7 protein-coding genes are annotated in these 6,798 nt (G+C 61.6%); 1 reads left to right on the top strand and 6 read right to left on the bottom strand.

The features are described 5' to 3' along the window. Positions 1 to 134: 134 nt before the first annotated feature. From OSA81_11675 to OSA81_11650, 6 genes are all read right to left on the bottom strand, one after another. The gene (locus OSA81_11675) at positions 135 to 896 is read right to left on the bottom strand and encodes an ATP-binding protein (GenBank protein ID MDE0899668.1); all 762 of its coding nucleotides are present in this window, start codon (positions 894 to 896) and stop codon (positions 135 to 137) included. Positions 897 to 1,024: 128 nt separating this feature from the next. Continuing rightward, positions 1,025 to 1,894 (bottom strand): hypothetical protein, encoded by an 870-nt coding sequence (locus tag OSA81_11670; GenBank protein ID MDE0899667.1) that lies wholly within the window; start codon positions 1,892 to 1,894, stop codon positions 1,025 to 1,027. Positions 1,895 to 1,993: 99 nt separating this feature from the next. Next, a complete protein-coding gene (locus OSA81_11665; GenBank protein MDE0899666.1) occupies positions 1,994 to 3,028 on the bottom strand; it encodes an ROK family protein in 1,035 nt (344 codons plus the stop codon). Next, complete coding sequence (gene lepA, locus OSA81_11660) at positions 3,018 to 4,820, bottom strand: translation elongation factor 4 (protein MDE0899665.1); 1,803 nt, start codon at positions 4,818 to 4,820, stop codon at positions 3,018 to 3,020. The genes OSA81_11665 and lepA overlap by 11 nt, the downstream gene beginning before the upstream one ends. A 294-nt stretch (positions 4,821 to 5,114) precedes the next feature. Next, positions 5,115 to 5,282, bottom strand: a complete 168-nt coding sequence (locus OSA81_11655; GenBank protein ID MDE0899664.1) for a hypothetical protein — start codon at positions 5,280 to 5,282, stop codon at positions 5,115 to 5,117. Between the two features lie 30 nt (positions 5,283 to 5,312). Beyond that, positions 5,313 to 5,678: a DUF4384 domain-containing protein gene (locus OSA81_11650; GenBank protein MDE0899663.1), complete on the bottom strand. Its 366-nt coding sequence runs from the start codon at positions 5,676 to 5,678 to the stop codon at positions 5,313 to 5,315. A 186-nt stretch (positions 5,679 to 5,864) separates the two neighbouring features. Between OSA81_11650 and OSA81_11645 the strand changes: the two genes are divergently transcribed. Beyond that, the gene (locus OSA81_11645) at positions 5,865 to 6,794 is read left to right on the top strand and encodes a DUF58 domain-containing protein (GenBank protein ID MDE0899662.1); all 930 of its coding nucleotides are present in this window, start codon (positions 5,865 to 5,867) and stop codon (positions 6,792 to 6,794) included. Positions 6,795 to 6,798: the final 4 nt, after the last annotated feature.

Below are 6,798 nucleotides of genomic sequence, written 5' to 3'. Positions count from 1 at the left end.
CATCCGGACAGCTCGCCCCGTAGGTCGAGTCACCAGGTACGAGTGCAGAGTGACACTCTGCTGCATCAGGTCATCTCCGACCCCCTTGAGGACCTCACGTACATCAATCGACACCGGTTCGATGGGGCATTCTGTCATGAGTCGCCAGCGCCCTTGGCCGGTAAGACGATACTGATCTGAGCTCCGGGAAGCTGGGCCAAGCCGTCTACCAGCGGGGGAGAGTCGTCCCACTCAGGGACCTGGGTGATCCGAGCCGAGCCACTCCGCGCGGAAATGAGCCCCTTCCACTTCCGGACTTGTTTCCGCATCTGCTGAATGCCCTGCCCTCTCCCCGAGTCTGGGAATCGCGTCAGACCATGGAGAAAGGCCGCCTCAAGAGCTGTCGCGTCGCTCCACCGATCTCCGTATCGTGCCGAGTGTTCACCCATGAGAGACCCGCGGAAGCCACGGCCACTGTCCATGACCGAGATCACGACTACGAACCGCCCCAAGCGTTTGGACCAGTTGTAGGACTGAGCAGCGACCCAGCCGGGCCCCTCGGCATGTTCGATGATGTTCTGACACACCTCCGACAAGATCACGGCAAAGGGGACAGCCGAGGTCGGAGGGTAGCCGAGTTTCGTCGACAAGATCGTCCCGGCGCGGCCCTGCACTCTGTCCACCACACGGTGAATGTCGGCATTGGTCTGGATGCGGGTGATCTCGAGCAGCACGTCTGACCCTCCCCCCTTCGCCCTCCGTGCGGGAGCTTCGTATTCGAACACATCTGCCGCAGCCTCATGGAAGGCCATGCGCACGAGGTACCCTGCCACGTCGGGGCTCTCCGGGAGTTCCAGCAATGGCACGCCTGATCCTCCCCGCCCCGCTACCGTGCCGGCGAGCAGCAGCGAGACCATGCCATTGGGATCGATCCAGCGCAGATGTCGGGCATCGAACAGCAGGCGTTCACCCGCTCGGTTCGTAGCCTCGTCCAGAAAGGCGTCAATCGTCTGATGATCAAGCGACGTCGGGACTGCGATGACGTTCAGGGCCTCACCTCCTTGTGCAAAATGTCAAAAAGGCCATCGGCGCCCTGACACTCGACGTTACGAGCCACGAGCCGACCTGCCGTCCGCATGGCGACCGGGAGTGGATCACCCGAGAGGCACCGCGCAAAAAACGCCGCCCCACACACGTCACCGCACCCGGTCGGATCTCCACCCTGCCGAGCGGGCATGGTAACGCTTCCGTCGAGTCGGCGCGCCCCGGTTTCGGGGCGTGGTTGCGGGCTCCAGTCGAGGGCCTGCGCAGACAGGTCCTCGACCGCTCCACACGAGACTCCACGGACGCCTCGGGTCACCGTAGCAACCCGGCTCCCGGCGTCCAATGCACTCGGAATCGCGCCAGCGACTGTGGCACCAGTTCCTTGCGGGACAGTGAGCTTTCCTTCGTTTTCGTTCATCTGAACGCTACCGAAGCACTCAGCCCACGCAGTGCAGTATCCAAGGGCTGCGGGGGTCCTGGTCCCATCCGGGTCGACCCTGAAAAACAGCGAGTGCCGGTCCCCGTGCATTGGGCCGAGGAATATCGATCGGACGGCTGGTGTGACCGAAAGGTTCATCTCGTAGCCTGAGACGAAGTTCACGAGCAAGGCGTGGACTCCTCGAAGCCGTTCCGTGATTTCAGACGCCGTCCACCCAGAGACTCCACCTGCCACTTTCTCGATCCGATCGGCATCAGTCTGGTAGCGGATTTCTAGGCGATTGTTCGGCTCCTCAACAATGAGGCACCCGCCGACGTCTGTCCGTGGAACCGAGGCGAGGGCATCTGCCCCGGCCTCGGCAGCATCAAAGCCGAGACGAATCAGCGGCCGGATCAATCCAGCCTTCGGGTAGTACCGCCGATGCGGCAGCAAGCCCGTACATCACTCCGCCCTATCGCTGGACACGCTCGTCACGGTCCACGCCGACAATCGTGTTACGGACGAGCGCTCCTACCATCCCGAGCATGCGGGTCAGGACTGGTGCTCCGCGAGAAACACTCCCGCCGCTCCGATCACTCCAGCAGTGTCCGGAAGCACACCCGGCACGATCGAGCACGCTTCGATCGCGCTCGCGAATGCCCTCCGCCGCACCTCGGAGCGAAGCGGCCCAAAGAGATGTTCACCCGCTCGCGTGACTCCCCCGACAACGACCAGCACCTCGGGGTTGAACGTGTTCACCAGATTCGCGAGGCCGGCTCCGAGCATTCGTGCCGTCTCAGTCATGACCTCCTGAGCGTATTCGTCACCCTGAAGGAGCGCTTCATACACAAGCGCGGCAGTGATCCGGTCGAGCTGTCCATCGACTAGGTCGGACAACAGAGATGGATAGCCCGCTTCGACACCCTCACGCGCCCGCGCCGCAATGTTGGGACCGGACGCATAGGCCTCGAGGCAGCCGTAGTTGCCACAGCCGCATCGCCTGCCCTTGAAGTCGATGGTGGTGTGCCCGATCTCCAATGCACTGCCGCTGGCCCCTCTGAGTAGTCGGCCGTCCTCAATGAAACCGCCGCCGATGCCCGTCCCAACGGTCACACACACCATCGAGGATATGCCCCGCCCCGCCCCGAGCCACCATTCACCGTACGTCGCGCAGTTGCCGTCGTTGTCGAGCGTAGCCGGAAGTCGCACCGCATCGGAGATGCGGTCGCGGATCGGGTAACCATCCCATCCGAGGTTGGGGGTCATCAAAATGACACCGGCCGAAAGATCGAGGGGCCCGGGGGAGCCGATTCCCACTCCTACGAAGTCCTCTCGGGCCCCGCCCTGGGCACGGATGGTCTCAGAGATCACACGATTCGCCATCACGGCAATGTCAGCCACGGCCGCATCGGGGCCACGTTCGGGCCGGGTATCCCCCGACAGAAGCGCCACGGGTTCTCCACCGACCACAGGCACCGCAGCTACCACGAGGTTCGTGCCTCCGATATCTACACCAAGGACCCACCGACTACTCAGGCCGACACCCGGGGGGGCGCAGCCATCTTCGGCCGGCGCCTCAGTCGTCACCGAGATTCAGCACCGCGAGAAATGCCTCCTGCGGGATCTCAACAGTGCCCACCTGCTTCATGCGTCGCTTACCCGCCTTCTGCTTCTCGAGGAGTTTTCGTTTCCGGGAGATGTCACCCCCATAACACTTCGCAGTCACGTTCTTTCGGAGTGCCTTCACGTTGGTTCTCGACACCACGTTATTACCAATCGTCGCCTGTAAGGCCACCGCAAACTGTTGTCGGGGAATCAACTCCTTGAGCTTCGCCACGAGTTCCCGACCATACACCATTGCCTTCGTCTCGTGAATGATCACGCTGAACGCATCGACGGCCTCCCCGTTCACGAGCACATCAAGCCGGACCAGTTTGTCGGGGCGAAATTCCATGAACTCGTAGTCCAGCGCGGCATATCCGCGAGTCCCACCTTTCAAGCGATCGTAAAAGTCGAGGACGATCTCGGAGAGCGGGAGCTCGAAGTCCAGCTCCACCCGTTCGGTGTCGAGGTAATTCATTCCGCGGAAGATACCGCGACGCTCATAACAGAGCTTCTGAACGTTACCGATGTATTCCGATGGGCACAGAATTCGCGCCCGTACTATCGGCTCAGAGATCGCTGTGATACGGCCTGGATCCGGCAGCTTCGTCGGACTCTCGACATGCAAGAATGTCCCATCACTCAACTCAACGTGGTACTCCACATTCGGGACCGTCGTGATCAGATCGACGTCGAATTCCCGCTCGAGTCGCTCCTGAATGATCTCCATGTGCAGGAGGCCCAGGAAGCCACATCGAAAACCGAATCCGAGCGCCACTGACGTCTCGGGCTCGTACCCTAGCGAGGCATCGTTTAGACTCAGACGCGCTAGCGCGTCTCGAAGATCCTCATAGTCGTCCGAACTCGTCGGATAGAGGCCTGCGAAGACCATCGGGCGGACTTCCTGGTAGCCGGCCAGCAAATCTTCTGAGCGATTCTCAGCGTCGAGAATGGTGTCTCCGACCTTCGTATCAGCGACCTCCTTGATCGCTGCGACGACGTAGCCGACTTCACCAGGGCCCAGTGTCTTCTGCGAAATTCTACCGAGCCGCATACAGCCCACGTCGGTGACTTCGTAGATCGCGTCGACGTTCCCGAACGTGATTCTCGTCCCAGGCTTCACGACGCCGTCGATGACGCGCACCGAAGGGACAGCCCCGAGATATTTGTCGTAATACGAGTCGAAAATCAGCGCCCTGAGCGGAGCACTCGGGTCTCCAACCGGCGGAGGCACGCGCGCCACGACAGCTTCGAGAATCTCTGGTACGCCGATCCCCTCTTTCGCGCTGGCCAAGAGGATCGTCCCCGGATCGACACCAAGAAGGTCCGCTACTTCCTCCCGCCGGCGCTCCGGCTCAGCACCGGGCAAATCGATTTTGTTGATGACCGGAATAATCTCGAGATCTGCCTCGAGCGCGAGAAAGAGGTTCGACAAGGTCTGTGCCTGCACACCCTGTGTCGCGTCGACTACGAGAATCGCCCCCTCGCACGCGGCCAAAGAGCGAGAGACCTCGTACGTGAAGTCGACATGCCCGGGGGTGTCGATCAGGTTAAGCTCGTATTCGACGCCGTCCTGCGCATGATACCCCATGCGGACGGCGTGCAGCTTGATCGTGATACCACGCTCTCGCTCAAGCTCGTTGTTATCGAGCACCTGCTCCCGCATCTGACGCTTCTCGAGAGTCTGAGTACCCTCAAGAAGCCGATCGGCGAGCGTCGACTTACCGTGATCGATGTGCGCAACGATGCAGAAATTGCGAATGAGGTCGGTGTGCAAGGGCTGTCGCAGCGCGAGAGGTCGGGGGCGAAGCGGTCAAAGTTAACCGACCGGTTCGCACCCTCGTAGACCTCTCCCTCCCTTCGGCTCTACCGCCGCCGGAAGTGCGCAGCTCCTGCGACTGTCCTTTCCTTATAGGCAGAGCGCCCTGCCGCATAATGGACGGGGACAAAGGATGGTCGGCCGTGGACGGTGCACGACTCGTCGAGACCCGACTTAGTAGTGTCAAACTGGGTAGCGTGCCCCTGTGAATACGACGCGAGGACGAGTGTATGAGCAGATCGGCCTGGCGCCTCAGGGCTCAGCGTTCGCGACCTCGTAGGTCATCAGGTTGAAGGCAAATCGCTCCAGCCCCTGCTCCCATTCCGGCAGCACTGCGGTGACGAAACCGTCTGCCGCCACATACACATCTTCATAGCGACCCACCCCGGCGCTCTCGAGATCCCAGCCAGTACCGTCCACACGCTCGAAGGTTGAGAGGTCGAAGGGTGACTACGAAGCGATGATCACGGAGTGCCCGAGCCCGACATCTTCCCTAGCATGCCACCGGGCGGATTCAGGAAACCGAAGGCGGTGGTCCCGGCCGGCGGCGACGAGGCCGTCCACCGCGCGATGCGACGGAAAGACGAGCGAAGCGTCCCCATCGGTACCGACGAGGAAGATCGCGGCAAAAGCGTCGACGTTCGTTCGGTAGTAGATACGCACCTCATCACCGATCTCCACGACGGGCTCAGAGCCGCGATCAAACCAGACCTGTACCATAACGCTAACCGGAACCTGCCCCTGCACGGAGCTGACAACGGCCAGTGCTGCGAGTGCCCCAATCCATGATATGCATGCCATCTTCTGCATGCTCATCGGTACCCCCTGATGCGGACTTCAGTCGTTGAGAAGAGGCGCAGCACGCGTCTCAGTGCAAAATCCTTGAAAATCAAGGAACCTTGCACCGACATGTCACCTTGGGAGGACACACCGTTCAAGGGTGCCGGACACGTATTTGCCCGTTGAGAGGCAGGCCCCTGGCCGATAGCTTCCTTGGCTCTTATGAACGCTCCGTCTCCACGCCCGCGAACCGGCACTCGTGCCGATCTACTCGACCCCACAGCGCTCGCGCAGCTGGGTGGTATCGAGTTCATTTCACGTGAAGTGGTCGAGGGATTCATCATGGGTCTCCACAAGTCACCTCACCGCGGCTTCTCTGCTGAATATGCGGAGCTCCGGGCGTATCAGGCCGGGGACGACCTCCGCTACATCGACTGGCGGATGTATGGGCGCTCCGACCGTTACTATGTAAAGCAGTTCGAGGAGGAAACGAACCTTCGAGCGCATTTGCTCATCGACGTCAGCGAATCGATGGGATGGAGTTCGAATCCAGGGACGCTGCCGACCAAGGTGTGGTACGCTCGACACCTCGCCGCGTCTATCGCGCTGATCCTCCTGCGCCAAGGCGATTCCGTTGGGATGGCCGCTTTTCACGACCGTATCGTCGAGCGAGTCAAACCTCGTGGCGGTCGCCGTCAGTGGCATGAACTCGCTCGCCGCCTTCAGGGCCTCGATGCGACAGGCGGCACCTCCGCCGAGAGCGCGCTCCGGGAACTTGCGATCCGTCTGCGCCGGCGTGGGCTCGTGGTCCTGATCTCAGACTTGCTCGTTGAAAGAGACGAGACGCTGACAGCACTGAAGTTCCTCCGGCACCATGGCCATGAAGTGCTGGTCTTCCACCTTGTCGACCCCGGCGAGCGGGAGCTCCCCGCGGCGTCCGAGGCTCGCTTCTTCGACCCTGAGACAGACGAAGAGCTTCTGGTAAGCGTCGCCGACATCCGAGCCGAATATCGCGCAGCCGTGCGGGATGCACTGGACGAGTGGCGGCGCGACCTGAGGCCACACGGCATCGACTACGAGGTCGTGGACACCGACAGCCCGATGTCGCTCGCACTTCGTGCGTACCTCCGGAAACGGGAGCGGCTCGGCTAAGGGC

The sequence above is a fragment of the Longimicrobiales bacterium genome, assembly GCA_028823235.1.
Taxonomy (GTDB): domain Bacteria; phylum Gemmatimonadota; class Gemmatimonadetes; order Longimicrobiales; family Gaopeijiaceae; genus UBA2589.
This window is presented reverse-complemented; position numbering and strand designations above follow the sequence as displayed.